The organism is Pseudonocardia hierapolitana (assembly GCF_007994075.1).
GTDB lineage: Bacteria > Actinomycetota > Actinomycetes > Mycobacteriales > Pseudonocardiaceae > Pseudonocardia > Pseudonocardia hierapolitana.
This window is the reverse complement of the sequence record NZ_VIWU01000001.1, coordinates 2257150-2282466: the sequence shown is the minus strand read 5'-3', so window position 1 is coordinate 2282466 and position 25317 is coordinate 2257150. Positions and strand designations below refer to the sequence as shown.

21 protein-coding genes are annotated in these 25317 nt (G+C 75.7%); 13 read left to right on the top strand and 8 right to left on the bottom strand.

From position 1 onward, the window contains the following. Window positions 1–94 precede the first annotated feature (94 nt). Genes FHX44_RS10770 through FHX44_RS10750 form a run of 5 tightly spaced genes read left to right on the top strand, consistent with a single transcriptional unit; the run spans window position 95 to window position 6393 of the window. Window positions 95–1585, top strand: a complete 1491-nt coding sequence (locus FHX44_RS10770; protein ID WP_281287884.1) for an FAD-dependent oxidoreductase — start codon at window positions 95–97, stop codon at window positions 1583–1585. Then, window positions 1582–4086: a nitrite reductase large subunit NirB gene (nirB, locus tag FHX44_RS10765; protein WP_147255404.1), complete on the top strand. Its 2505-nt coding sequence runs from the start codon at window positions 1582–1584 to the stop codon at window positions 4084–4086. Before FHX44_RS10770 ends, nirB begins: the two co-directional genes overlap by 4 nt. After that, window positions 4083–4502, top strand: coding sequence for a nitrite reductase small subunit NirD (gene nirD / locus FHX44_RS10760; protein ID WP_147255402.1), 420 nt, complete (start codon window positions 4083–4085; stop codon window positions 4500–4502). Before nirB ends, nirD begins: the two co-directional genes overlap by 4 nt. Before the next feature lie 8 nt (window positions 4503–4510). Continuing rightward, a complete protein-coding gene (locus FHX44_RS10755) occupies window positions 4511–5689 on the top strand; it encodes a uroporphyrinogen-III synthase (RefSeq protein WP_246170302.1) in 1179 nt (392 codons plus the stop codon). Continuing rightward, window positions 5686–6393 (top strand): sirohydrochlorin chelatase, encoded by a 708-nt coding sequence (locus FHX44_RS10750; RefSeq protein WP_147255399.1) that lies wholly within the window; start codon window positions 5686–5688, stop codon window positions 6391–6393. Before FHX44_RS10755 ends, FHX44_RS10750 begins: the two co-directional genes overlap by 4 nt. 19 nt (window positions 6394–6412) lie before the next feature. Here the strand turns inward: FHX44_RS10750 and FHX44_RS10745 are convergent, their stop codons facing one another. After that, complete coding sequence (locus FHX44_RS10745) at window positions 6413–6694, bottom strand: MGMT family protein (protein WP_147255397.1); 282 nt, start codon at window positions 6692–6694, stop codon at window positions 6413–6415. Window positions 6695–6708: 14 nt separating this feature from the next. Then, a complete protein-coding gene (locus tag FHX44_RS10740; RefSeq protein WP_246170301.1) occupies window positions 6709–7482 on the bottom strand; it encodes an alpha/beta fold hydrolase in 774 nt (257 codons plus the stop codon). A gap of 68 nt (window positions 7483–7550) precedes the next feature. On the opposite strand from FHX44_RS10740, the gene FHX44_RS10735 reads away from it, so the two are divergent. The 5 genes from FHX44_RS10735 to FHX44_RS10715 all read left to right on the top strand — a co-directional run bounded on the left by FHX44_RS10735 (window position 7551) and on the right by FHX44_RS10715 (window position 16382). Then, the gene (locus FHX44_RS10735) at window positions 7551–10862 is read left to right on the top strand and encodes an ATP-dependent helicase (protein ID WP_342792477.1); all 3312 of its coding nucleotides are present in this window, start codon (window positions 7551–7553) and stop codon (window positions 10860–10862) included. Between the two features lie 169 nt (window positions 10863–11031). Further along, entirely contained in the window at window positions 11032–11883 is an 852-nt protein-coding gene (locus FHX44_RS10730; protein ID WP_170308869.1) for a glycoside hydrolase family 16 protein, read from the top strand. A 36-nt stretch (window positions 11884–11919) separates the two neighbouring features. After that, window positions 11920–15258 (top strand): ATP-dependent helicase, encoded by a 3339-nt coding sequence (locus FHX44_RS10725; protein ID WP_147255393.1) that lies wholly within the window; start codon window positions 11920–11922, stop codon window positions 15256–15258. An 89-nt stretch (window positions 15259–15347) separates the two neighbouring features. Next, window positions 15348–15827: a hypothetical protein gene (locus FHX44_RS42725; RefSeq protein WP_212612417.1), complete on the top strand. Its 480-nt coding sequence runs from the start codon at window positions 15348–15350 to the stop codon at window positions 15825–15827. A gap of 147 nt (window positions 15828–15974) precedes the next feature. Next, window positions 15975–16382, top strand: coding sequence for a helix-turn-helix domain-containing protein (locus FHX44_RS10715; protein WP_425469125.1), 408 nt, complete (start codon window positions 15975–15977; stop codon window positions 16380–16382). Here the strand turns inward: FHX44_RS10715 and FHX44_RS10710 are convergent. Both FHX44_RS10710 and FHX44_RS10705 read right to left on the bottom strand, forming a co-directional pair. Further along, window positions 16366–16899, bottom strand: a complete 534-nt coding sequence (locus FHX44_RS10710; protein ID WP_147255391.1) for a DUF1697 domain-containing protein — start codon at window positions 16897–16899, stop codon at window positions 16366–16368. The genes FHX44_RS10715 and FHX44_RS10710 overlap by 17 nt on opposite strands. Window positions 16900–16992: 93 nt before the next feature. Then, on the bottom strand, window positions 16993–17901 hold the full coding sequence (locus FHX44_RS10705; RefSeq protein WP_212612416.1) for a GNAT family N-acetyltransferase: 909 nt from the start codon (window positions 17899–17901) through the stop codon (window positions 16993–16995). Window positions 17902–17986: 85 nt separating this feature from the next. Here FHX44_RS10705 and FHX44_RS10700 point away from each other — a divergent pair, with 85 nt between their 5' ends. Together FHX44_RS10700 and FHX44_RS10695 are read left to right on the top strand one after the other, a co-directional pair. Then, complete coding sequence (locus tag FHX44_RS10700; protein WP_147255386.1) at window positions 17987–19102, top strand: saccharopine dehydrogenase family protein; 1116 nt, start codon at window positions 17987–17989, stop codon at window positions 19100–19102. Between the two features lie 133 nt (window positions 19103–19235). Continuing rightward, window positions 19236–20234: a potassium channel family protein gene (locus FHX44_RS10695; RefSeq protein ID WP_147261062.1), complete on the top strand. Its 999-nt coding sequence runs from the start codon at window positions 19236–19238 to the stop codon at window positions 20232–20234. Here FHX44_RS10695 and FHX44_RS10690 read toward each other — a convergent pair. Together FHX44_RS10690 and FHX44_RS10685 are read right to left on the bottom strand one after the other, a co-directional pair. After that, window positions 20212–21609 carry a sensor histidine kinase gene (locus tag FHX44_RS10690; protein ID WP_147255384.1) on the bottom strand — a complete coding sequence of 466 codons (1398 nt, stop codon included), beginning with the start codon at window positions 21607–21609 and terminating at the stop codon, window positions 20212–20214. The genes FHX44_RS10695 and FHX44_RS10690 overlap by 23 nt on opposite strands. Beyond that, on the bottom strand, window positions 21606–22289 hold the full coding sequence (locus FHX44_RS10685; protein ID WP_147255382.1) for a response regulator transcription factor: 684 nt from the start codon (window positions 22287–22289) through the stop codon (window positions 21606–21608). Before FHX44_RS10685 ends, FHX44_RS10690 begins: the two co-directional genes overlap by 4 nt. A 125-nt stretch (window positions 22290–22414) precedes the next feature. Between FHX44_RS10685 and FHX44_RS10680 the strand changes: the two genes are divergently transcribed. Continuing rightward, window positions 22415–23149 carry a hypothetical protein gene (locus tag FHX44_RS10680; RefSeq protein ID WP_147255380.1) on the top strand — a complete coding sequence of 245 codons (735 nt, stop codon included), beginning with the start codon at window positions 22415–22417 and terminating at the stop codon, window positions 23147–23149. A 211-nt stretch (window positions 23150–23360) separates the two neighbouring features. On the opposite strand, the gene FHX44_RS10675 is transcribed toward FHX44_RS10680, so the two are convergent. Together FHX44_RS10675 and FHX44_RS10670 are read right to left on the bottom strand one after the other, a co-directional pair. Next, window positions 23361–24110, bottom strand: a complete 750-nt coding sequence (locus FHX44_RS10675; RefSeq protein WP_147255378.1) for an SDR family NAD(P)-dependent oxidoreductase — start codon at window positions 24108–24110, stop codon at window positions 23361–23363. A gap of 53 nt (window positions 24111–24163) precedes the next feature. Next, window positions 24164–25300 carry an ROK family transcriptional regulator gene (locus FHX44_RS10670; protein WP_147255376.1) on the bottom strand — a complete coding sequence of 379 codons (1137 nt, stop codon included), beginning with the start codon at window positions 25298–25300 and terminating at the stop codon, window positions 24164–24166. Between the last annotated feature and the right edge of the window lie 17 nt (window positions 25301–25317).

Below are 25317 nucleotides of genomic sequence, written 5' to 3'. Positions count from 1 at the left end.
CTCACGGGTGCGGTCCGCCGATGTGCGAGCGGCGTTACGTCCCCGTCACCTATCGCCCCACCGTCGTAACTCCCGCTACATACCGTCGGTCGCCGTGAGCAGACGGGTCGTGGTCGTGGGGCACGGGATGGTGGGTGCCCGGTTCGTCGAGGAGGTGCGGCGCCGGGACCCGAACGGCAGACTCGTGCGCCTGACCGTTCTCGGTGCCGAGCCACGTCCGGCCTACAACCGGGTGCTGCTGTCCACCGTGCTGGGCGGAGGCCTGTCGGCGCAGGCGGTGCAGCTGCACCCCACGGGCTGGGCCGCCCGGCAGCGCGTGGACCTGCGCGTCGGTGTCACCGTGAAGTCGGTCGACCGCGCGGAGCGGGTCGTGCACTGCTCGGACGGCGCGGTGGAGCGCTACGACGAGCTGGTGCTCGCCACCGGCAGCCGGGCGTGGCTGCCGCCGGTCGAAGGGCTCGCCGACAAGAACGTCGTCCCGTTCCGCGACCTGGACGACTGCGAGCGGATCCTGGAGATGGCCCGACCCGGCGCGCGCTTCGCCGTGCTCGGTGGTGGGTTGCTGGGCTGCGAGGCCGCCCGCGGGCTGGCGGGCCGCGGGGTGCGCGTGACGGTCGTGCACCCGATGTCCCACCTCATGGAGCGCCAGCTCGACGCGGCCGCCGGCGAGGTGCTCGCCGCCACGATGACGCGCCTGGGCGTCGATGTCCGGCTCGGTTTCCGGGCGGCGGCGTGGGAGCCCGACGCCGGGCTGCGCGGCGCCGACGGAGAGCTCGTCGCGGCCGACGCCCTGGTCGTCGCGGCCGGGGTGCGGGCCGAGACCGGCCTCGCCTCCGACGCCGGGATCGCGGTCGACCGCGGCGTTCTGGTCGACGACCGGCTCGCCACCTCCGACGGGCGGGTGCACGCCATCGGCGACTGCGCCCAGCACCCGGGCACGCCTGCGGGGCTCGTGCAGCCGGGCTGGGAGCAGGCCGCTGTGCTCGCCGACCTGATCACCGGCACGAACCCGGCCGCCCGCTACGGGGGCACCCGCGCCGTCACCCGGCTGAAGGCGCGCGACGTGGACCTCGCCACGGTCGGCGACCCCGCGGTGCTGGCCGAGGCCGGTGCGGAGGTGCTGCGGTTCGCCGACCCGTCGGGCGGCCGGTACGCCACCCTCGCGCTGCGGGGCGATCGCGTCGTCGGCGGCGCCATGATCGGCCTGCCCCAGGCCGCCGCCTCCATGATCCAGTACTACGACACGGGGCAGCCCGCCCCCAGCGACCGGCTCGGGCTGCTGTTCGGCCGTGCGCTGCCCGGCGCCCCCGAGACGGCCGACCCGGGCCGCCTGCCTGCGTCCGCTGTCGTCTGCCGCTGCAACACCGTCACGAAGGGTGCCCTCGTCGCCGCGTGGCGGGACGGGCACACCGACGTCGCCGCCCTGAGCCGCGCCACCCGCGCAGGCACGGGCTGCGGCGGCTGCGGCGACGCGGTGCGCGGCATCTGCGCGTGGCTCGCCGAGAGCGACCCCCCGACGCTGAGCGGAGCTCTGCGGAGCGAACAGACAGCGCTGACCCCCGTCCCCGAGGAGGGAGCCGCGTGAAGGAGCTCGTCGTCGTCGGAAACGGCATGGTCGGGCACCGGCTGGTGCAGGCCATGCGCGACCGCGATACCGCAGGCGCGTGGCGGATCACGGTGCTGGGGCAGGAGTCCCGCCCCGCCTACGACCGCGTCGCCCTCTCGTCCTACGTCGACGGCAAGTCCGCCGAGGAACTGACGCTGCCCGAGGTCGCAGACCCGCTGGTGCAGCTGCACCTGGGCGACGCGGCCGTCGCGCTCGACCGGGACGCACGCGTGGTGCGCACCGCGGCCGGGCGTGAGCTGCCCTACGACGCGCTCGTGCTCGCCACCGGGTCGGTGCCGTTCGTGCCACCGGTACCCGGCCGCGATCTCCCGGGCTGCTTCGTCTACCGCACCCTCGACGACCTCGACGCGATCATGGGCGCCGCCGAGCGGGCCGTGTCGGCGCCCCGGGCGGGACGGCGCTCGGCCGTGGTGGTCGGCGGCGGGCTGCTCGGCCTGGAGGCCGCACGGGCGCTGCGGCTGCTCGGCCTGTCCCCGCAGGTCGTCGAGATCGCGCCGAGGCTCATGCCCGTGCAGGTCGACGAGGGCGGCGGCGCGGTGCTGCGGCGGCTCGTGGAGTCCGAGGACCTGCAGGTCCGCTGCGGGGTGTCGGTCACCGGGATCAGCGAGGACCGGGGTCGCCTGATCGCCGAGCTCTCCGACGGGGTCGAGCTGGACGCGGACCTCGTCGTCTTCTCCGCGGGCATCCGCCCCGCCGACGGGCTGGCCCGCGGCGCCGGGCTGCCGCTCGGTGAACGCGGGGGCGTGCTGGTCAACACCGCGTGCCGCACGCCCGACCCGCACATCTGGGCCGTCGGCGAGGTCGCCGCCCTCGAGGGCCGCACGTACGGGCTCGTCGCGCCCGGGTACGCGATGGCCGAGGTGGTGGCCGACCGGCTGCTCGGCGGCGAGGCCACGATGACGCCGGCCGAGCTGGACATGTCGACGCAGCTGAAGATGCTCGGCGTCGACGTCGCGAGCTTCGGCGACGCGCTCGCCCGGACACCGGGCGCGCTGGAGGTCGTCGTCAACGACCCCGTCGCAGGCACCTACGCCAAGCTCGTCGTGAGCGACGACGCGAAGACGCTGCTCGGCGGCGTGCTGGTCGGCGACGCGTCCAAGTACGCGACGCTGCGGCCCCTCGTCGGGTCGCCGCTCCCGGCGGACCCGGTCGCGATGATCGCTCCCGGCGGTGTGGAGCTCGGCGCCGACGCACTCCCCGACTCCGCCCAGATCTGTTCCTGCAACGCCGTGACGAAGGGCGCCCTGCGGGAGGCGATCTGCGGTGGCGCGCACGACGTGCCGGCGCTCAAGGCGTGCACCCGCGCCGGGACCAGCTGCGGATCTTGTGTCCCGATGCTCAAGACGCTGCTCGCCCAGGAGGGCGTCGAGGTCTCGAAGGCGCTGTGCGAGCACTTCGCCGTGTCCCGCGCCGAGCTCTTCGAGATCGTCGCGGGCACCGGGATACGCACGTTCTCCGCGCTCATCGCCCAGTACGGCACCGGCCGCGGCTGCGACATCTGCAAGCCCGCGGTCGCCTCGATCCTCGCTTCGCTCGGCACCGGGCACGTCCTGTCCGGCGAGCAGGCGGCGCTGCAGGACACCAACGACCACTTCCTGGCCAACCTGCAGCGCAACGGCACGTATTCGGTGGTGCCGCGGATCCCCGGCGGCGAGATCACGCCGGAGGGCCTGATCGTGATCGGCGAGGTGGCCCGCGACTTCGGGCTCTACACGAAGATCACGGGCGGGCAGCGGATCGACCTCTTCGGCGCCCGGGTCGAGCAGCTTCCGGCGATCTGGCGCCGGCTGGTCGATGCAGGCTTCGAGTCGGGTCACGCGTACGGCAAGGCGCTGCGCACCGTGAAGTCGTGCGTCGGCACCACGTGGTGCCGCTACGGCCAGCAGGACTCGGTGGGCCTGGCCGTCGCGCTGGAGCTGCGCTACCGCGGCCTGCGGGCCCCGCACAAGATCAAGTCCGGGGTGTCCGGCTGCGCCCGCGAGTGCGCGGAGGCCCGGTCCAAGGACTTCGGGCTGATCGCCACCGAGACCGGCTGGAACCTCTACGTCGGCGGCAACGGCGGCTTCACACCGCGGCACGCCGAGCTGCTCGCCTCCGACGTAGACACCGACACGCTGATCGCACTCATCGACCGGTTCCTCATGTTCTACATCCGCACCGCCGACCGGCTGCAGCGCACCGCCGCCTGGATCGAGGCCATGGACGGCGGGCTCGACCACCTCCGTGCCGTGATCGTCGACGACTCGCTCGGCATCTGCGCCGACCTCGAGGCAGCCATGGAGTCGCACGTCGCCGGCTACGCCGACGAGTGGCGGGGCGTGCTCGAGGACCCCGAGAAGCTGGAGCGGTTCGTGTCCTTCGTCAACGCGCCCGACGCCCCCGACCCGACGATCACGTTCGTCAGCGAACGGGGCCAGCCGGTGCCCGTCACGCTCGGCCTCCCGGGGGTGCGCGCATGACAGCCGAAACGATCAACACCGAAACGATCAACACCGAGACGATCGACACAGCGAGGGTCGGTCTCCGGTGGGAGACCGTCTGCCTGGTCGACCGCCTGCTGCCCGAGCGGGGGGCCGCCGCGCTGCTCGCGGCCGGCGGCGAGCCGGTGCAGGTGGCGCTGTTCCGGCTGGCCGACGACGCGGAGGGCGGGAGCGACGGGGTGCACGCGATCGGCAATGTCGACCCCTTCTCCGGGGCGGCGGTGCTCTCGCGCGGGATCGTGGGAGATCGCGGGGGTGTGCCCACCGTCGCATCGCCGGTCTACAAGCAGGTGTTCAGCCTGGTCACGGGCGAGTGCCTGGACGACCCGGGCGTCCGCGTGCCGGTGTACCCGGTGCGGGTCGCCGACGGATGGCTGCAGGTCGGGCTACCGTGACGGCTGCCGTGACCTCCTCCGGAGCCACCGTCGCCGCGGTGCCGCCCCTGGCCGGGTTCACCGTCGGTGTCACCGCCGCGCGCCGCGCCGAGGAGCTCGCCACGATGCTGGAGCGGCGCGGCGCCGTCGTGCAGCAGGGAGCCGCGCTGCGGATCGTCCCGGTGGCCGACGACACCGAGCTCGCCGACGCCACGCGCGCGCTCATCGCCCGCCCGCCGGACATCACGGTGGCCACCACCGGCATCGGGTTCCGCGGGTGGGTCGAGGCCGCCGACGGCTGGGGGATCGGGGAGGACCTGCTCGCCGCGCTGGGCTCCGGCAAGCTGCTCGCCCGCGGCCCGAAGGCGCGCGGCGCGATCCGGGCTTCCGGTCTCGTCGACGCCTGGTCGCCGCCGTCGGAGTCATCGGCCGAGGTCCTCGACCACCTGCTGGACATGGGGGTCGACGGTCTGCGCATCGCCGTGCAGCTGCACGGCGAGCCGCTGCCCGACGTCGTGGACGCGCTGCGGATGGCCGGTGCGGAGGTCGTCGAGCTGCCGGTGTACCGCTGGCTGCCGCCCGCCGACCTCGGCCCGCTGGACCGGTTGATCGACACCGTCCTCTGCGGCGGGATCGACGTGCTCGCGTTCACCAGCGCGCCCGCCGCGGCGAGCCTGCTGGCCCGGGCCACCGAGCGTGGCATGCGCGAGCTGCTGCTGGACGCGCTGCGCGGGCCGGTGCTCGCGCTGTGCGTCGGGCCGGTCACCGCGGCACCCCTCGAGGCCGTGGACGTGCCGACCGTGCAGCCGCAGCGTTCCCGGCTCGGCGCGATGGTGCGGCAGCTGGAGGCCGAGCTGCCGGCCCGCGCCCGCAGGCTGCCGGTCGCCGGGCACGTCCTGGAGCTGCGCGGGTACGCCGTGCTCGTCGACGGCGAGCTGCGCACGGTGCCCCCCGCCGGGATGGCGCTGCTGCGGGTGCTGGCGCGCCGTCCCGGGCGGGTCGTCTCGCGTGCCGAGCTGTTGAAGGCCCTGCCCGGCGGCAGCGGTGACGAGCACGCCGTCGAGACCGCCATGGCCCGGCTGCGCGGCGCGCTGGGGCGGCCGAAGCTCGTGCAGACCGTCGTCAAGCGCGGCTACCGGCTCGCCCTCGATCCGGGTGCGGGACCGGGCACGGTGGGCGGCCACTGCGTGCACGGGTCGGTGCGGTGAACCTGCTCCTCATCGCGCACGGCACGCGGGACCCGGCAGGAGCCGTCGTCACCGATCGGGTCGCCGAGCGCGCCCGGCTGCGGCTGGGGGTGCCGGTGCACGCCTGCTACGCGGACGTCCGCGGGCCCACCCCGGCCGACGTCCTTGCCGAGGTCGGCGGCCCGGCGGTCGCGGTGCCCGCGTTCCTCGCGGCCGGCTACCACGTCCGCGCGGACGTCCCCGAGCAGCTGCGGGCCACCGGCCGCTCCGACGTCGTGCTCGCCGACGCGTTCGGCCCCGACCCCGTGCTCGTCGCCGCCGCGGCCGAGCGGCTCACCGAGGCGGGCGCCCGGCCCGACGACGTGGTGGTGCTCGCGGTCGCCGCGTCGAGCGACCCGCACGCGAAGGCCGACGGTGCCCGGGCCGCCCGGCGGCTCGGACGGCTGCTCGGCAGGCCCGTCACGCTCGCCCCCATCGTGCTCGGCGGCGGGTCCGCGGCCCAGCGCCGGCCGGGCGTTGCCGACGTGGTGGCGAGGCTGCGCTCCGAAGGGGCGAACCGCGTGGCCGTGGCGTCGTGGCTGCTGGCGCCCGGCCTGTTCCAGCGCAACCTGGAACGCTGCGGCGCCGACGTGGTGGCCGCGCCGCTGTCGGACCACGAGGCGGTCCTGGACGTGCTGGCGTCCCGCTACCGGTCCGCGCAGCGGTCTCTCCGCCTCCTCGCCTGAGGCACTCGCCGGGGCCTGCTCAGCGTGCGCGCAGCTCGCGGGGGAGTCGACCGTCCACCATCAGGACTCCCTCCGCCCTCAGGCGTGCGCTCTGCTCCTGCGCCAGGTGCGGGGCGCACGAGCCGTCGGCGCGCAGCACGCGGTGCCAGGGCAGGTCGTGGCCGTCCTCGGCGAGGATCCGGCCCACCAGCCGGGCCGACCGCAGCCCGCACCGCTCGGCGATCTCGCCGTAGCTCGCGGTCTCCCCGGGCGGGATCGCGCGGACGGCGGCCCGCACCCGCTCGACGGTCTCCTCGTCCATCCCCGGCCTCCTGCTCAGCTCGCGAGGAACGCCCGCACCAGCTGCGCGACCTCGGGCGTCCGCTCCAGGAAGAGCATGTGCCCCGCGTCGACCTCGGTGACGGTGAGCGCGTCGCCGAGCTCGGCGCGGCAGGCCGCAACCCACGCGGCGTCGACGAAGTCGGCCTTGGTGGCAGGCAGCAGCAGCGTGCGGGTGCGTGCCGGCGGGGCCACCGCGGGGCGGGCCATCTCGCTCCACGCGACGACGGCGGCCGGCTGGCAGTAGCGGTAGCGCAGGCGGTCGCCGTCGGCGACGAGGTGCTCGGCCAGCTCGGCGTCGACGCGGTCGGCGGGCAGGCCCTCCCAGCGCTGCGCGCGGTCGGCGCGGGCGGTGTCGAGGTCGGGGAAGGACTCGTCGGCCCGCGTCGCCTCGGCCTGCTCCTGCATGCGCTGGGCGTCGAGCCCGAGTGCCGGGTCGAGCAGCACCAGCCGCTCCACCCGCTCGGGCGCGGTGCGGGCGAGGTGCACGGCGATCGCGCCGCCGAACGAGTGCCCGATCACCGGCACGCGGTCGAGGCCGAGCCCGTCCAGCACGCCGAGGACGTCCGCGACGTGCTGCTCGATCCGCCACGGCGGGACCCACGGGGAGCGGCCGTGGCCGCGCAGGTCCACGGCGTGCACCCGGACGCCGGGCAGCTCGTCGGCGAGCACCCGGTAGCGCGCCCCGTGCCCCGTGACGCCGTGCATGGCCAGCACCGGCCGCCCGTCGGCCGGCCCGAACGTGTGGACGTGGAGTGGGAGCTCGGTCACGCCCCGATCCTGCCAGCGGCACGGGTGCCGGCCGCTGTGATGTCGGCCCGGCGTGGTTGCATCGGCCCGTGCTCCGCTCCGACGCTCGTCCCGACCGCGCAGTGCTCGCGCCCGGGTTGGTGCGGCGCGTGCGGACGGCGGCCACCGAGCCCGAGTGGGACGCCGCCGCGCGCCGGGTGCTGGAGCACACCGCCGGGCCCCTGCGAGTGGTCGGCGGGCCCGGCACGGGCAAGACCACCGTGCTGCTCACCGCCGTGGCCCGGCGCATCCGGGCGGGGGACGACCCGGAGCGCACCCTCGTGCTGGTCGGCAGCAGGCGCGCGGCGGGTGAGCTGCGGGAGCGGATCGTCGACCTGGCCCACGAGCCGCACTCCGAGCGCACCACCCGCGAACCGCTGGTGCGCACCGTCCACTCCTACGCGTTCGGGGTGCTGCGGCTGCACGCAGCACGCCACGGCGACCCGCCGCCGCGGCTGCTCGCCAGCGCCGAGCAGGACGCCGTGGTGCGCGACCTGCTGGGCGGGGAGCTCGCGGGGCCGGAGCGTGGCGGGGTGCCCGACTCGGGCTGGGGGGAGCGGTTGCGACCGGCGCTGGGGCTGCCCGGGTTCGCCGCCGAGCTTCGGGAGCTGCTCCTGCGCGCGGCGGAGCGCGGGCTGGGGCCCGACGAGCTCGCCGAGCTCGGCCGGCGCCACGACGTGCCCGCGTGGGTGGCGTCCGGCCGGTTCTTCCGCACGTACGAGCACGTCATCCTGCTGCGCGGCGCCGCGGGGCGGGGCGCACCGCAGGCCACCGCGCCCGCCCTGGACGCCGCCGAGCTCGTGGCCGCCGCGCTCGACGCACTGGCGGCCGACCGCGATCTGCTCGCGGCCGAGCGGGAACGGGTGCGGCACCTCGTCGTCGACGACGCGCAGGACCTCGACCCGCAGCAGATGGAGCTGGTCCGCGTGCTCGGCGCCACGGCGCAGACCGTGCTGCTCGCAGGCGACCCCGACCAGGCCGTCCTGAACTTCCGGGGCGCCGACCCGGAGGGTCTGCGGGCCGTGGAGGCCCCCACGGTCGTGCTGCCGGTGGACCACCGGGGCACGCCCGTCGTCCGGGAGGCCGTCGCCCGGCTCGCCGCCCGGCTGCCCGGCACCGGGCCGGGCCGGGAGCGCGCGGCGCCGCCCGGCGAGGCGGAGGCCGCAGGCGATGTGCAGGTGAAGGTGTTCGGCTCCGCGGCGCAGGAGGCCGGGTGGATCGCCGACCGGCTGCGGCGCGCCCACCTCGAGCGGGGCGTGCCGTGGTCGCGGATGGCGGTGCTGGCCCGCTCCACCCGTCGCACGCTGCCCACGCTGCGGCGCGCCCTGCTGGCCGCGGGCGTGCCCATCGCTGCGCCGCCCGACGAGCTGCCGCTCGCCCGCCAGCCCGCGGTCGTCCCGCTGCTGCTGGTGCTGCGCTGCGCCACCCGGCCCGACGACATCGACGCCGACGCCGCGGCCGCGCTGCTCACGTCACCGCTCGGATCGGCCGACCCGATGCGCATGCGCCGGCTGCGCCGCGGACTGCTGCGGCTGCACGCAGGCACACCCCCGGCCCGTGAGCCGGAGGAGGCCGAGCGCGCGGGCAGCGATCCGCTGCTGGTCAAGGCGCTGCGAGCCGCCGCGCTCGGCCGCCCGGATCCGCTCGTCGCGCTGCCCCCGCAGGAGACGGCGCCGCTGCGCCGGGTCGCCACACTGCTCGCGATCGCAGGCGACGCCGCCCGCGACGGCGAGAGCGCAGAGGAGGTGCTCTGGCGGGTGTGGCAGGCCAGCGGGCTCGGCCCGCGGCTGCGGGACGCGAGCGGGCGCGGCGGCCCGGTGGGCGCCGCCGCCGACCGCGACCTCGACGCCGTCCTCGCACTGTTCGACGCGGCGGCGCGCTATGCCGACCGCTTGCCCGGCGCGGCCGTCGCGAGCTTCATCGAGTACCTCGCCGACCAGCAGCTGCCGGGCGACTCGCTCGCCCCGCGCGCCCCTCAGGGTGACGCGGTCTCGCTGCTCACCGCGCACGCGGCGCGGGGCCGCGAGTGGGACGTCGTGGCCGTGCCCGCGGTGCAGGAGGGCAGCTGGCCCGACCTGCGGCTGCGTGGCAGTCTGCTGGGCAACGAGCGGCTCGTCGACCTCGTCGCGGGGGTGGTCGAGCCCACCGTGTCGCGGATCGCCCCGCTGCTCGCGGAGGAGCGGCGGCTGTTCTACGTGGCGTGCTCCCGGGCCCGGCACACGCTGCTCGTGAGCGCCGTGCAGGGCGAGGACGAGCAGCCGTCCCGCTTCCTCGACGAGCTCGACCCCGTGCCCGCCACCAGCGCCGACCGCCCGGTCCACCGGCCAGGGCGCTCGCTCGTGCTCGCCGAGCTGGTCGGGGAGCTGCGGCGGGCCGTGTGCACCCCCGCCGACGACCCGGCCGCGGAGGAGCACAGGCGCCGCGCCGCGGTGCAGCTGGCGCGGCTGGCCGAGGCGGGCGTCCCGGGCGCCCACCCCGACGACTGGTACGGGCTCGCTCCCCTGTCCAGCCACGCCCCGCTGCGGGCGCCGGGTGAGGTCGTCCCGGTATCGCCATCGGACGTGGAGAAGATTGTCCGCTGCCCGTTGCGCTGGGTGCTGGAGCGCCACGGCGGTGCCGAGGTGGGCGCGCTCGCGGCCGTCACCGGCTCGCTGGTGCACGCGCTGGTGCAGGCGGGCGCGGCGGGCGCCGACGAGGCGGAGCTGGAGGGGGCGCTGCGTTCAGCGTGGTCGCGGCTCGACGCGGGCGCGCCGTGGTACGGCCGCCGTGAGCTGGAACGCGTGCGGGGGATGCTGGCCGCGTTCGAGGGCTGGGTGCGCAGCAGCCGGGCCGACGGGCTGCGGCTGGTGGCCGTCGAGCAGCCCGTGCAGCTCGACCTCGCGGGCGACGCACCGGGGGAGCTGGGGGAGCGCGCCGGCCGTTCCGGTGGTCCGTGGCTGCGGGTGCGCGGGCGCGTCGACCGGCTGGAGGTCGACGCGGAGGGCCGGCCCGTCGTGATCGACATCAAGACCGGCAAGACCGCGATCAGCGCCCGGGCGGCGGCCGAGCACCCGCAGCTGGCCGTCTACCAGCTCGCCGCGGCGCTCGGGGCGTTCGGCAAGCTCCTCGAGCCCGGGGTGAAGCCCGGCGGCGCGCGGCTCGTGTACGTGGCGGACCAGAAGACGGGCGGGCAGGCGAAGGAGCCGACTCAGCCCCCGCTCGACGACGCCGAGCTGGCGGAGTGGGAGAAGGTCGTGCGGCAGTGCGCCGAGGACACGTCCGACGCCCACTTCATCGCCAGGGTCGGACCCGACTGCGACCGCTGCCCGGTACGCACCAGCTGCCCGCTCAGCGCCTCGGGACGGCCGGTCACGGACGCGTGACACGCGCTCGGCGCGGTCCCACCGGGAGTGCGCGGTGGATCCCCAGATCAGGCGACTGTGATCCGGGGGAGGTCGTTCTGTCCGGTTCTGAGTACGCGGTACCGTGATGTCCGTACACCGGCGCTCCCCAGGCTGCTTCCCCACCGGTGTGCAGGTCGAGGAGGCGGACATGTCCCGGAGTGCGGGGCGGCTGCGATCGCTGCTGGTCTGCGCCGCGCTGTTGGTGTCCGCGGGCTGCGCCGGCGCGACGGGTTCCGCCGAGCCGGACCTCTTGCAGGCGCTGCCCGAGCCGTCACCGGCACCCACGGCGGTGCCCACCCCGCCGCCCGGGCGTTCGTCCGGTGTGAACAACACGGGCCGGGACGCCTCGGGCGTCAGCTGGAGGCCGGTCCACAGCTTCGACTTCGACAGGGCGCTCGACCCCAAGGTCTGGAACCGCTACAACAGCGTCGGCGGCTTCGGCAACGGCTTCCGCCGCCCGTCCGCGATCACCGTCGAGAACGGCATGCTGAAGATCACCGCGCGCGGCAACGTCTCCGGCGGCATGGGGCACGAGGTCGACCAGATGTACGGGCGCTGGGAGTTCCGCGCCCGCACCGAGAAGGGGCGCGGTCGCGGCGCCGCCATCCTGCTCTGGCCCAAGACCGAGACCAAGGACGACGGCGAGCTGGACATGATGGAGGTGCCGAAGGAGGACCGCTCCGAGGCCCACTTCGTCATCCACTTCTCGGCCCAGAACAAGCAGGCCGGCAGCAAGGTCAGCGGCGACTTCAGCCAGTGGCACACGTTCGCCATGGATTGGCTGCCCAATCGGATCACCTGGTACGTCGACGGGGTCAAGCAGTTCGAGACCGTCGACAAGAACGTGATCCCGAAGGTCCCGATGCACATGACGATCCAGCTCGACATGGGTCCCTACCGGGAATGGATCCCGGCGGCGGACGCCACCACGCCCGCCGAGGTCAGCCTGTGGGTGGACTGGGTGAAGATCTTCGCCGCTCCGCGGGAGGCGCGGGGCTGACCTCCCCGCCGGGCAGCGTCGGGTAGAAAGTTCGAGGTGGAGCTCACCCCGGCGGCGCTGGCCACCGCTCTCGGCCTGCCGCGCCCCACCGACGAGCAGGCAGCGGTGATCGCCGCGCCGCCCGGACCGGCGCTCGTCGTGGCCGGGGCAGGGGCGGGCAAGACCGAGACGATGGCCGCCCGGGTGGTGTGGCTCGTCGCCACCGGGCAGGTGCTGCCCGAGCAGGTGCTCGGCCTGACGTTCACGCGCAAGGCTGCTCAGCAGCTCGGGGCCCGGGTGCGGGCGCGGCTGCGCCGTCTGGCCGGCACGCGGCTCCTCGACGATCTGGACCCGAGCGGCGAGCGCCGCGTGGCGGTGCTCGCCGGGGAGCCCACGATCGCGACCTACCACGCCTACGCGGGACGCCTTGTCGGCGAGCACGCGTTGCGGCTCCCGGCCGAGCCCGCGGCGCGGCTGCTGGGGCAGACGGCGTCGTGGCAGCTCGCCCACCGCGTCGTCACCACGTGGGCCGATGACCTGGACGTCGACCTCGTGCCGGCCACGGTCACCGAGCGGCTGCTCGCGCTGGCAGGCGAGCTGGGCGAGCACCTCGTCGACCCCGAGGCGGTGCGCCGCCACGCCGACGCGCTGGTCGCCGTGCTCGCCGCGGCCCCGCCCGGCAAGCGGCAGCGCGCGGAGCCGTCGCAGACCTACAAGCGGTGGATGGACGCCCAGCGCCAGCGGCAGGCGCTGCTGCCGCTCGTCGAGGCGTTCGCGGCGCGCAAGCGGGCGGAGCGGGCCGTCGACTTCGGCGACCAGCTGACGATCGCGGCGCGGGTGGCCGCCGAGCACCCCGAGGTCGGTGCCACCGAGCGCGCCACGTACCGGGCGGTGCTGCTCGACGAGTACCAGGACACCGGGCACGCGCAGCGGGTGCTGCTGAGGTCGCTCTTCGGGACGCCGCCGGGGGAACCGGTGCGGCCCGACGACCCCACCGTCACCGCGGTGGGCGACCCGAACCAGTCGATCTACGGGTGGCGCGGGGCCAGCGCGGGCAACCTGGCCCGCTTCCGCACCGACTTCCCCTCGTCCGACGGCCGCCCGGCGCCGGAGTACGGGCTGCTCACGAGCTTCCGCAACCCACCGGAGGTGCTGGCGCTCGCCAACGCGGCCTCGGCCCCGCTGCGGGGCGCGCCGGGCGCGGTGGGCGTCGACGAGCTGAAGGCCGGGCCCGGCGCCCGCACCGGCGACGTCCGCGTGGCGCTGCTGCCGGACGTCGCGACCGAGATCGCGTGGATGGCCGACGCGATCGCGGAGCGCTGGCACGCCGCCGCGCGCAGCGACAGCGGAGAGCGCATCAGCGGGGACGAGCCGCCCACGTCGGCCGTGCTGGTGCGCCGCCGCGCCGACATGGACCCGATCGCCACCGCGCTGCGCGCCCGCGGCCTGCCGGTGGAGGTCGTCGGGCTCGGCGGCCTGCTCGACACACCAGAGGTGCGCGACCTCGTCAGCGCGTTGCGGCTGGTGGCCGACCCGCTGGCCGGCCCGGCCGCCGTCCGGCTGCTCACCGGCGCGCGCTGGCGGCTCGGCGTCGCCGACCTCGCCGCGCTGTGGCAGCGCGCCCGCGAGATCGTGCCCGCACTCCCGCCGCGGCCGGGCCCGCTGTCCCCCGCGGAGCTGGCCCACGGCGCACTCCCGGGTGAGCAGGCCGAGCAGGCCGGGCTCGTCGACGCCCTCGACGACCCCGGCGAGCCGGAGAACTACTCGCCCCAGGGCTACGCGCGCATCGCGCGGCTGGCCAGGGAGCTGGGGTGGCTCCGGTCGCGCGCGTCAGCGCCGCTCACCGACCTGGTGGCCGACGCGGAGCGCGTGCTGCTGCTGGACGCCGAGACCGCGGCCCGTCCCGGCCCGGTCGGGCGGGCCCACCTCGACGCGTTCGCCGACGTCGTGGCCGACTTCGCGGCGGGCGCCGAGGTGGCCACGCTCCCTGCGCTGCTGGATTTCCTGGAAACCGCCGAGCGGGCCGAGGACGGGCTCACGCCCGGCGAGGTGGAGGTGGCGCCCGACCGGGTGCAGGTGCTCACGGTGCACGCCGCGAAGGGCCTCGAATGGGAGGTCGTGGCCGTCCCGCACCTGGTGGCGCAGGTGTTCCCGGGCCGCAAGCTCAGCGGGACCTGGCTCACCAACCCCGCCGAGCTGCCCGTGGCGCTGCGCGGTGACGCCGACGACCTGCCCGTTCTGGACCTGCCGTCGGACTCACCCGACCGCAAGCAGCTCGAGGACGCCGTCAAGGCCCATTCCGAGGCACTCGACGAGCGGCGGCTCGCCGAGGAACGCCGCCTGTTCTACGTGGCGCTCACCCGGGCCGAGCACGTCCTGCTCGTGTCCGGGCACCGGTGGGGTCCGGCGGGGGAGCGGCCGAAGCAGCCCTCGGACTTCCTGGTCGAGATCGCGGCCGTGCACGGCGCCGAGCAGTGGGCAGAGGAACCCGGCCCGGACGACGTGAACCCGGCCATCCTGGATCAGCCCACCGCGCTCTGGCCGGTTGATCCGCTGGGCGAGCGATCCGAGCACGTTCGGGCCGGCGCGGAGCTCGTCCGTGCGGCGCTGCGCGATCTCGCGGAGCGGCGTGCGGCGCAGGCCGAGGCCGCAGCCGAGCCGGGCGGGCAGATGGAGCTGCTCGTGCCGGAACCGCCCGAGGAGGATCCGGAGTCCGACGACCCGGAGGGGTGGGCGGCCGACGTCGACGTGCTGCTCGCCGAGCGCGCCGCGGCCAGGGCGCGGCCTGCGGTGGCGCTGCCGGCGCAGCTGTCGGTGAGCCAGCTCGTGGAGCTGGCGGCCGATCCCGCCGCGCTGGCCACCCGGCTGCGCCGCCCGCTGCCGCTGCCCCCCAGCCCGCACGCCCGCCGCGGCACGGCGTTCCACGCCTGGCTGGAGCAGCGCTTCGGCGCCGCCCAGCTGCTCGACCTGGACGAGCTGCCGGGCGCCGCCGACGAGGGTGCCGCGTCCGACGACGCCCTGGAGGAGCTGCAGGCGGCGTTCCTCGCGAGCGGGTGGGCCGACCGGCGCCCGGTCGAGGTGGAGGTGCCGTTCGAGACGGTGATCGCCGGGGTGGGTGTGCGCGGCCGGATGGACGCCGTGTTCGCCGACCCGGACGGCGGTTGGACCGTGGTCGACTGGAAGACCGGCGCCCTACCCGAGACCGAGCGGATCCCGGCGCTCACGGTGCAGCTCGCCGCCTACCGCCTGGCCTGGGCGGCACTCGCCGGCTGCGAGCCGGAGCGCGTGCGCGCGGCGTTCCACTTCGTGCGCCAGGACGTCACCCTGCGCCCTGCGGATCTGCTCGACGCCGCGGGCCTCCGCGCCCTGCTGGCCTCGGTGCCGCTCGCCGGTTGACCGCGGCGATACTGCGCCTTGTACTTCGCCAAACTGCAGCGCACAATGGAGATATCCCAGCTGGAGGTAGTAGCTTCGAGGAGATCGACTTGAGCCTTGCGAACGTGTGGCTGCAGCTGCTCGACGGCAGCCTGGTCCGCGCCGACCAGGTCACCGAGATCACCGTGCACCAGACGCCCGAGATCGCCGGGAAGCCCTCGCGGTGGCTGCTCGACGTCGCCGTGGCCGTTCCGGTCGGCAGCGGCGACCCGAGCGGCTGGCGCACCGGCCCGCTGCACCGCACCCTCACCCAGACCAGCCGTTGTCCGCGCGAGGCCCCGGCCGCGCTGGCTCGGCTGCTCGCCCAGCTCGACGCCGTCGACGCGGCTGGCATCATGCGCGCGGACGTCTCCCGCGTGAACGCCGCCCCGCACCCGGAGCGCACGGTGGCGGCAGGTGAGGTCCACTTCGGGTTCACCGCCTTCACCGGCGCAGGCGCAGCGTCGGTACCGACCCTCGTCGACGGCGGTGGACCGAGCGATCTGCGGGAGCTGACCTCCCGGGAAACGGCTTCCAGCGGCGCGCGCTGAGCGGCCCGCTGCGCGGCCTCCGCCGATACCGGCCGACCGGTCCGCCCGTCAGGCACCGGGAGGCCGAGGACCACCACCGCACACGGCACGACCGCGGGAGGCAGATGACCGGACTCCACTCGACGACGAACTGAACGGAAGATATCGGTGACGAACAACCTGGGCAGGCTGGACGACGAGGACTACCCCTCGGTCGCCATGGGGCAGGCCGCGGAGCTGCTCGGCGTCCAGCCCGCCTTCCTGCGCAGCCTCGACAACGCGGGGGTGCTGCAACCGCACCGCACCGGCGGCGGGCACCGCCGCTACTCCCGCCGTCAGCTCGCCATCGCCGCCCGGCTGCGGGAGCTGCTCGACGACGGGCACCCCCTCGCGTCCGCCCGCGCCATCAGCGGGCTCGAGGATCGCCTGCGCACCACCGACGACGCACTCGAGGACGCTCGGGCCGACCTGCGCGACCGCGACGCCGAGCTGCGGCGCACCCGCGCCGAGCTGCGCGATGCCCGCCGGGAGAACATGGACCGGCGGGGCGCGGGGGAGACTAGATCAGCTCGCTGAGCTTCGTGATCGTGTTCCAGTTCCGCGCCGTGACGTCGACGCGCAGGCGCTGTTGGACGTACGGGCCGATGTCCGGCGCGGCCATCAGGCCGTCCGGGCACCACTGGTAGACCGCCCGGTCGCCCACGCGGGCGCGCTCCGGGTCCTGTGGCACCGGCGGGTGCCCGGCCACCAGCGCCGGGTCGACCGGGCGCAGGAAGACGTGGGCCATCATTCGCGAGCCGTTGTCGGCGACGCCTGCGAAGGGATGGTCGTCGACGACCGTCCGCAGCTCGTCGGCGGTGAGGACGGCGCAGCGCACCTGTATGCCCAGCCGCTCGCGGATGGCGTTCTCGATCCTCTCGGCATGCTCGGCCGGATCGGCGTCCTCGCCGGTCAGCACCACGTTGCCGCTGTTGAGGTGCGTACGGACGTCCGTGTACCCGGCGTCCTCCAGCAGCGCGCGCAGGTCGGCCATGGCGACGCGCTTCGCGCGACCGAGGTTGATCCCGCGCAGGAGCACGGCGAAGCGGGGCACGCCGCGCAGCGTACGCGCGCCGGGCCGCCCGACTCCCGCGTCGGGATGCCCGACTCGCGGTGCGTCCGACGTGTCGACACGGGGCGCGCACGATCAGGGCTCGCGCAACCAGCCGCGGCGGGTGCGGGTGAGCTCGCGGAAGCCCACCGCCTGCAGGAACGGCAGCTCGCCGTCGTCCTCGTCGGGCACGGCGTAGGTGAGCAGGCGGTCGGCGCGGGCCAGCCGGAGCCGGTCCGCGGCGTGCCCGACCAGCCAGGTGCCGATGCCGCGGCGGCGGTGTGCGGCGTCGACGTCCAGCTCCCAGACCTCGGCCCACCCGGCGAGCCGCGAGCGGGTGCCGCCCGCGGTCAGGTCGGTCTGCACCTCGTGGATGCCCACGACCTGCCCGTCCAGCACGGCCGTCAGCCGGGTGCCGCGGCCACCGAGCGCGGTCCGCAGCCCCAGGCCGGGCACGGGTGGGTCGCCGGGGCGCGGAAGATCCGCGACGTCCGCGACGAGGATCACCTCGATGCGTGCGCCCGGCGAGAACCCGGCGCGTTCCAGCGCCGCGGCGACGTGCGGCCACACGTCCGGTATGCCGTACGTGGCGGGTGCCGGGAGCGAGCCGTCCCCGTGGATCCGCCGGACGCCCGCCCGCTCCAGTGCGGCGATGGCCGATGCCGCGAGCGCGTCGGCGGCCTCCTCGTAGGTGCTGCTCGGCCAGCAGAGCAGCCAGAGGAACTCGCCTGCGCCCCGGTAGTCCGGCGCGACGCGTTCCTCGTCGGCGAAGGTCCGCAGGTGCGCGGCGGCGACGAGCCGGTCGCGCTGGATCGCGACGAGCGTGTGTCGCGTGGTCACCCAGGGGTCCACGACGATCTCGTCGGGCTCGCGTTCCAGCTGGCTCAGCACCGCGTTCGGGGAGACGGACACGCCCGGCAGCACGGCCTCGACGTGGGCGTTGACGAGCTCGGTGAGCTGGTCGCGGTCGCTGCGGCGGAAGGGGCGGATCTCGATCGGAGGCACGGCGGATCCCGGGTCGGAGGAAAGGACGCCGCCACCGGTGCGGTACGCGGGCGAGGCTACCCGATCTCGGCATAGGGTCGGCGCCATGGGCGCGCGGATCGTGCTGTTCGGGGCCACCGGGTACACCGGCGCCCGCACGGCCGAGGCCATGGTCGGCAGGGGCCTGCGGCCCGTTCTGGCGGGGCGGGACCCGCAGCGGCTGGCGGCGCTCGCGCAGCGGCTGGGTGGGCTGGAGACCGCGGTCGCGCAGGTCACGGACGAGGCGTCGGTGGCCGCGCTCGTCGGCCGCGGTGACGTGCTGGTCAGCACGGTGGGGCCGTTCACCGAGCTCGGGACGCCCGCGGTCGCGGCGGCGGCCGGGGCGGGCGCGGTGTACCTCGACTCCACCGGCGAGCCGCCGTTCATCCGCGCGGTGTACGAGCGCTGGGGCCCCGCCGCCGAGCGGACCGGCGCCGCGCTGCTCACCGCGTTCGGCAACGACTACGTGCCCGGCGTGCTCGCCGGGGCGCTCGCCCTGCGCGCGGCGGGGGAGGGCGCCGATCGCGTGGACATCGGCTACTTCATCAGCGGGCTCGGCAAGGGGCGGCCGTTCTCCCGGGGCACCCTTCGCTCGCTGGCCGGGATCGCCACCCAGCCGCTCTACGCGTGGCGCGACGGCGCCCTGCGCACCGAGCCTGCCGGTGCGCGGATGCGCACGTTCGACGTGGCGGGCCGCCCGCGCGCCGGCGTCACGATCGGGGCGAGCGAGCAGTTCGCGCTGCCGCGGATCGCGCCGGGCCTGCGCACGGTGGACGTGTACCTCGGCTGGTTCGGCCGGGCCAGCGGGGCCGTGCACGCGGGCGCGCGGGCCGCTCCGCTGCTGTCCCGCGTGCCGTCGCGGGCGGTGGCGACCGTGGCCGACGTGCTCACCCGCCGGGTCCCGGCCGACCCCGCCGCAGAGGCGCTGGCGGCGGCTCGGTCGCACTTCGTCGCAGAGGTCTTCGACGTCACCGGCACGCTGCTCGCCCGCACCCGGCTCACCGCACCCGAGCCGTACGCGATCACGGCCGACCTGCTCGCATGGGGCGCGGGGCGGGCGGCGGAGCACGGCGTGCGCGGCAGCGGGGCGCTCGACGCGGTGGCCGCGTTCGGGCTGGACGAGCTGGTGGAAGGTGCCGCGGAGGCCGGGATCGTCGCATCTCCCGGAGACGATCCTCGGTGATCTTCGCGGCACACGGGCCGGTCGCTGCGCGGGTTCCGGGCTCGACGGTTACTCTCCGCGCGTGGTGACGGATCTGCGTCGGACGAACCATCGCCGGCCGTTCGCCGACCCGTCGCTGGTCGGTCTCATCCGCATGCCCGAGACGGGCGGGAGCCCCGCGGTGGCGCTGCTGCGCCGCCTGATGATCGCGCTCGGTGCCCTGGTGGCCGCCGCGCTCGTCGTCTACTTCGGCGGCGACGGGTACGTCGACAACAACAGCGACACCCCGATCTCGCTCGGTGATGCGTTCTACTACGCCACGGTCTCGCTCTCCACCACCGGGTACGGCGACATCGTGCCCGTCACCCCCGAGGCGCGGCTGCTGACCACCGTCGTCATCACGCCGCTGCGGCTGTTGTTCCTCATCGTGCTGGTCGGCACCACGGTGGAACTGCTCACCGAGCGCTCCCGGCAGGCCGTTCGCATCGAGCGCTGGAGGTCCCGCGTGCGCAACCACACCGTCGTCGTCGGCTACGGCACCAAGGGACGTGCTGCCGTCGAGACGCTGCTCGGCGACGGTGCCGAACCCTCCGACATCGTCGTGGTCGACACCGACCGCGCGCAGCTGGACGCCGCGTCCGCGCTCGGCCTGGTGACCGTCACCGGCAACGCCACCCGCTCCAGCGTGCTGCGGATCGCCGGCCTCCAGCAGGCCAGCGCGATCATCGTCGCCACCAACCGCGACGACACCGCGGTGCTCGTCACGCTCACGGCCCGCGAGCTCGCCCCGGACGTGCGGATCGTCGCGTCGGTGCGGGAGTCGGAGAACGTGCACCTGCTGCGGCAGTCCGGGGCCAACTCGGTGATCGTGTCCGCGGAGACGGCGGGCCGGCTGCTCGGCATGGCCACCACCACGCCGAGCGTCGTCGAGGTGGTCGAGGACCTGCTCACCCCCGAGGCGGGCTTCGCGATCAGCGAGCGGGTGGTGGAGGAGTCGGAGGTGGGCGGTTCGCCGCGGCACCTGGCCGACATCGTGCTCGGCGTCGTGCGGGGCGATGACCTGTACCGCGTGGACGCCGCCGCCGTCGACGCACTCGAGCGCGGGGACCGGCTGCTCTACATCAAGAAGGTCACGCTGCCCGACGAGGAGTAGGCAGCACCAGCTCGAAGGCCGCACCGCGGTCGGACGGCGGGTCGACGCACCGCAGGTCGCCCCCGTGGACACGCGCGATGCCCCTGGCGATCGCGAGTCCCAGCCCGGCGCCGCCGTCCTCGCCGCGGGCCTCGTCCAGCCGGACGAGCCGGTCGAAGATCCGCTCCCGGTCGGCGGGGGCGACGCCCGGTCCGTCGTCGGTGACGAGCAGGGTCGCCCGGTCGCCGCCGGACACCGTGACGGTCACCACGCCGGGGCCCGCGTGACGGCGGGCGTTGTCGAGCAGGTTGCCCAGCACCTGGGCGAGCCGGGAGGCGTCGCCGGTCACGGTGACGGGCTCGCCGCGAACCTCGACCCGCTGGTCCGGCGCCACGAGCTGCGCCCGTTCGGCCTCGGTGCGGGCCAGCTCCAGCAGGTCGACCGGCTCGCGGCGCAGCTCGAGGCCCGCGTCGAGACGGGCGAGCACCAGCAGGTCGTCGACGAGCCGGCCGGCTCGGCGGCTCTCGCGCAGCATCAGCAGGTGCAGCCGCTCCCGGTCCTCGGGCGCCATGTCGGGCGCGAGCGCCGCCTCGGCGACGGCCTGCACCCCGGCGATCGGGGTGCGCAGCTCGTGCGCGGCATCGGCGACGAACCGGCGCGTCCTCGCCTCCGACGCCCGCGCGGCCGCCTCCGCCCCCTCCAGCTCGTCGAGCATCGCGTCGAACGCCGCCGCGGTGCGGCCGAGCTCGGTGTCGGTGCGCGCGGGCGCGAGGCGCCGGCCGCGGTCCCCGCCGGTGATCGAGCGCGCCACCGCCGTCATCGCGTCGAGCGGCGCCAGCGCGACGCGCGTGGTGAGCAGCATGACGATGCCGGCCACGGCCAGTGCCGCGAGGCTGAGCACGATCAGCGTGCGGCGCAGCAACGTCTGCGCGCCGCTCACGGGCCCGCCGCTCGCCACGAGCGTGAGCCGCGAACCGTCGGCCAGCGGTTGCTCCAGTACCTGCGGGTTGCCCCAGTCGCCGTCGTCGCCGCCGTCGTCGTCCCACCAGCCGCGGTGATCGCGGTCCGGCGGCCCGCCCCGCCACGGGGGCGGCATCCAGCGCTCGTCGTCGTCGGGGTCCCCGGCGTACACCCGGCCGTCGGCGGCGACGAGCTCCGCCCGGATCCCCGGTGCCTCCACCCGCCGCGCCACCTCGTCGGCGGGGACGCCCTGCGCGACGAGCTGCCCGGCGAGCGTGGCGCGCACGTTCAGCTGCTGGCGCAGCTCGGAGCGGATCTGGGCGCTGAACACGACGTCGGTCAGGACGCCGACCACCAGCAGCACGGCCGCGAGCACGGTGAGGCTGAGCGCCGTGACGCGGCGCCGCAGTGAGACGGTACGCAGCGGGCCCGTCATGTCTCCGCCTCCCCATCGGAGCGCAGGACGTAGCCGAGCCCGCGCACGGTGTGCACCAGCCGCGGCTCGCCGAGTTTGCGGCGCAGCGCGGAGACGTGGACCTCGACGAGGTTGGGGTCGTAGTCGGTGTAGCCCCACACCCGGGTGAGGATCTGCCCCTTGCTGACGACGCGGCCGCGTTGCGCGGCGAGGTAGTCGAGCAGCCGCAGCTCCGTGGCGGTGAGCTCGACCGGCTCGCCGCGACGCAGCACGGTGCCGGCGGCGGCGTCGATCACGAGGTCGCCCACCTCCACCGTGGTGGGCGTCCGGCCCATCCGGCGCAGCACCGCCGTGACCCGCGCGACCAGCTCGGCCAGCGCGAACGGCTTCACCACGTAGTCGTCGGCGCCGCCGTGCAGGCCGCGCAACCGGTCGTCCACGGCGTCGCGCGCGGTCAGCATCACCACGCCCGCGTCGCTGTGGCGACGCACGACGTCGAGCAGGGCGAAGCCGTCGCGGCCGGGCAGCATGACGTCGAGGACCACCAGGTCGGGGCGGAACGTGGCCAGGTCGTCCTCGAGACTCCGCCCGTCGGGGCGGCCGGTGGCGCCGAACCCGGCCTCGCCGAGGCCGGCGACCACGGCGGTGCGGATCGCCTCGGCGTCCTCCACCACCAGCACGCGCGCGGTCACGACGCCCATTCTCCCGACGCCCGCCCCGGACAGCCTGAAGATCGGCTGAAGGTGTGGGCGGACTTCAGGCCGCCTTCAGGAACGGGCGGAAGCGTCAGTGGGGAGTTCAGCAACGTCCCGAGGGGAGAACCGAGATGAGCACCACCGAACCACCCACGAGCAAGATCGAGGAGCCGCGCCGGTCCTGGCGGCCCCGGCTGCGCAGCCGCGGCGTCGTGATCACCGCGGTGGTCGCGGCGCTGGTCGTGATCGGCGGCGTCACGGCCGCCCTCCTGCTGCCCGACCACGACCGCGACCGCTTCGGTCCCGGCTTCGACCGGGCCGGCTGGTCGGGCCAGGGGCCGTGGGAGGGCGGCCGCCACGGCGGATGGGGCCCCCACGACCGCGACGACTTCGACGAGGACGACTTCGAAGGCCGCGGACCTGGTGGTCGCCCGTTCGGCCTCGCTGACGAACCGGTGGTCACCGGCACCGTCGCATCGGTGGCGGGCGGCTCGATCGTCGTGAACGTCGACGGCGCAGGTCAGCGCACCATCCGCACCGACAGCGACACGCGGGTGCGCGGCTCGTCGAACAGCGGGCTGGGCGACCTGCAGGTCGGTGAGCGCGTGGTGGTCGGGGTCGAGGGCACCGGTGACGCCGCGACCGCCGAGTCGATCTGGGTGCCGCAGGCGAGCGTCAGCGGCACGGTCACCGCGGTCAGCGGCGAGACCGCCACCGTCACCTCGGTGGACGGCCTGCCCGTCACCGTGAACACCACGGCGCTGACCCAGAAGCCGGTTGTCGGCGACGTCGTGGTGCTCACCGGCACCGCGGACGCCGGGACGATCCGCGCCGACGGGATCCGGGTGCTGCCCAAGGCCTCGTGACGACCCGACCGCGCCCATGATCCGCTGTGTCGGTTGTCCATTGCTGTCGCTGCAGCAATGGACAACCGCCGGTTCGGATCATGCCGCTCGTGCGCGGTGAGCACGGGCCCGTCGAGTCGAGGTTCGCCCGGGCGTACGTGGACGTACACGGCCGCACCGGGCCGGCCCCGCAGCGTCGCCCGGCTCATCCCCGCGCCGAGCAGTCGGCTGCTCACGTCCAGATCGGTCCGGGGGTGCCGCCGTCGACGGTGATGACGGCGCCGTTGGCGGCAGTGGCCCGGGGGGACGCCAGGAATGTGACGACGGCAGCGACCTCCTCGGCGGTCACGGGCCGGCCGAGGCCGTTGTTCGAGGCCGCCTCGCGGAACGCGGGGTCCTGCTGAACCCGCTCGGTGAGGGTCAGGCCGGGATGGACGCAGGTGACGGTGATCCCGCTCCGCCCCAGCTCGTCGGCGAGGTTCTTCGTCAGCGCGACGACGGCGATGTTGCGCACCGACCCGGTGATCGAGCCGGTCCTGCGGGCGTTCATCCCGCTGATGTTGACCACCCGTCCGCCCCTTGCGGCGAGGAGGTGGGGCACGGCGGCGCGCACGACGCGGGCGTAGCCGAGCGCCTTGGTGTCGACCTGGCGGAGGAAGTCCTCGTCGTCGAGGCCGGAGAGCCCTGAGGGCCTCCCCGGCTCAGCACGCGGAGCAGCGCAGTTGACCAGGGCGTCGAGGCGGCCCAGCTCGGCGACCGACTCGTCCACCGCCGCGCGCACCTCGGCGTCGGCGGTGGTGTCGGCGCGCACCGTCACGGTGCCCGGGCCGACCACCTCCGCTGCTGCCGCCAACGCTGCGGTGTCCCGCCCGAGCAGAGCGACCCGGGCACCCTCCGCCGCCAGCGCCGCGGCCACGGCGAGGCCGATGCCGCGGCTGCCGCCGGTCACGAGTGCCGCCGTGTCGCGCAGTCCCAGGTCCACTTCCACCCTCCGCCTTCAACCGGTCCACCACCTCGCCGATCAGTCTGGCCGGTTCACTGGGTCCCCGGCGAGCTGACGGAGGCGCTCCTCTCCTTCCTCACCTGACCCTGCGCGCCGATCACCGCACCCGGATCGGCCAGCACGTCCTGCACGACCGTGGTGGCAGCCCCCCGCAGGGCGGCGTCGGCGCCGAGTGCCGAGTAGCGGACCTCGACGCCTGCCCGCGAGAAGGCCCGGGCGGCCAGCTCGGCGCGCACGGCGTCGAGCAGGAGGGGGCCGACGCCCGGATAGCCGCCGCCCAGCACGACGGCCGGGACGTCGAGCAGGTGCACGGCGCCGGTCAGGGCGATGCCGAGCGCCCGACCGGCCGCTCGGACGGCGTCGGGACCGGTCAGGGCCTCCAGCCCGGCGACGGTCTCCAGACAGCCCCGGCCGCCGCAGTGGCAGGTCCGCCCGTCGGGCTCGACGACGACGTGCCCGATCTCGCCCGCGCGCCCGCCCGCTCCCGCGAACAGCGCGCCGTCCAGCAGGATCCCGGCGCCCACGCCGATCCCCCCGGAGACGACGACCGCGTCGGCCGGCCCACCCGCCCACCGCTCCGCGAGCGCGGCGAGGTCGGCCTCGTTGCCCGCGCGCACGGGCAGGCCGCGTAGCTGCGTGCTGAGCGCGGCGCCGACGGCCACGTCGACCCAGCGCGGGAGGTTGGGGGCGCGCTCCAGCACCCCGTCCGGCCCGACGACGCCCGGCAGGGCCACCGTCGCGCCGGCGATCGGGAGCCCGGCCTCGGCCACGACGTCGGCGGCGAGCGCCGCGAGGCGGCCGAGCGCGGCGTCCGGTGCGTCCTCGCGGTGGTCCGACGGCGCGGTGCGTTGCACGCGCACCGTGCCACCGAGGTCGACGACGCAGGCGCCGACCGTGTCGACACCGACCTCGAGACCGAGCCCGGCCGGCCCGCGCGGGTCCAGCCGCAGCGGGCTCGCCGGCCGGCCCGGACCGCCGCGCGCGGCCGCGAGCTCCGTGACGAGCCCGGCCGCGATCAGCTCCTCCACCAGGGACGACACGGTGCCGCGCGTGAGCCCGGTCCGTGCCGCCACCCCGGCCCGGGACAGCGGCTCCGGCCCGGCGACCTCCCCCAGCACGAGCGCCAGGTTGTGCCGCCGGACCGTGTGCTGCCCCGCGGGAACGCTCACCCCGACTCGCCCGCGCT

Excerpts from the sequence above, each read along its gene's own strand:
- nirD (WP_147255402.1), top strand. The coding sequence starts at position 4,083 with ATGACAGCCGAAACGATCAACACCGAAACGATCAACACCGAGACGATC.
- FHX44_RS10745 (WP_147255397.1), bottom strand. The coding sequence starts at position 6,694 with ATGGACGAGGAGACCGTCGAGCGGGTGCGGGCCGCCGTCCGCGCGATC.
- FHX44_RS10730 (WP_170308869.1), top strand. The coding sequence starts at position 11,032 with ATGTCCCGGAGTGCGGGGCGGCTGCGATCGCTGCTGGTCTGCGCCGCG.
- FHX44_RS10700 (WP_147255386.1), top strand. The coding sequence starts at position 17,987 with ATGGGCGCGCGGATCGTGCTGTTCGGGGCCACCGGGTACACCGGCGCC.
- FHX44_RS10695 (WP_147261062.1), top strand. The coding sequence starts at position 19,236 with ATGCCCGAGACGGGCGGGAGCCCCGCGGTGGCGCTGCTGCGCCGCCTG.
- FHX44_RS10690 (WP_147255384.1), bottom strand. The coding sequence starts at position 21,609 with ATGACGGGCCCGCTGCGTACCGTCTCACTGCGGCGCCGCGTCACGGCG.
- FHX44_RS10685 (WP_147255382.1), bottom strand. The coding sequence starts at position 22,289 with ATGGGCGTCGTGACCGCGCGCGTGCTGGTGGTGGAGGACGCCGAGGCG.
- FHX44_RS10680 (WP_147255380.1), top strand. The coding sequence starts at position 22,415 with ATGAGCACCACCGAACCACCCACGAGCAAGATCGAGGAGCCGCGCCGG.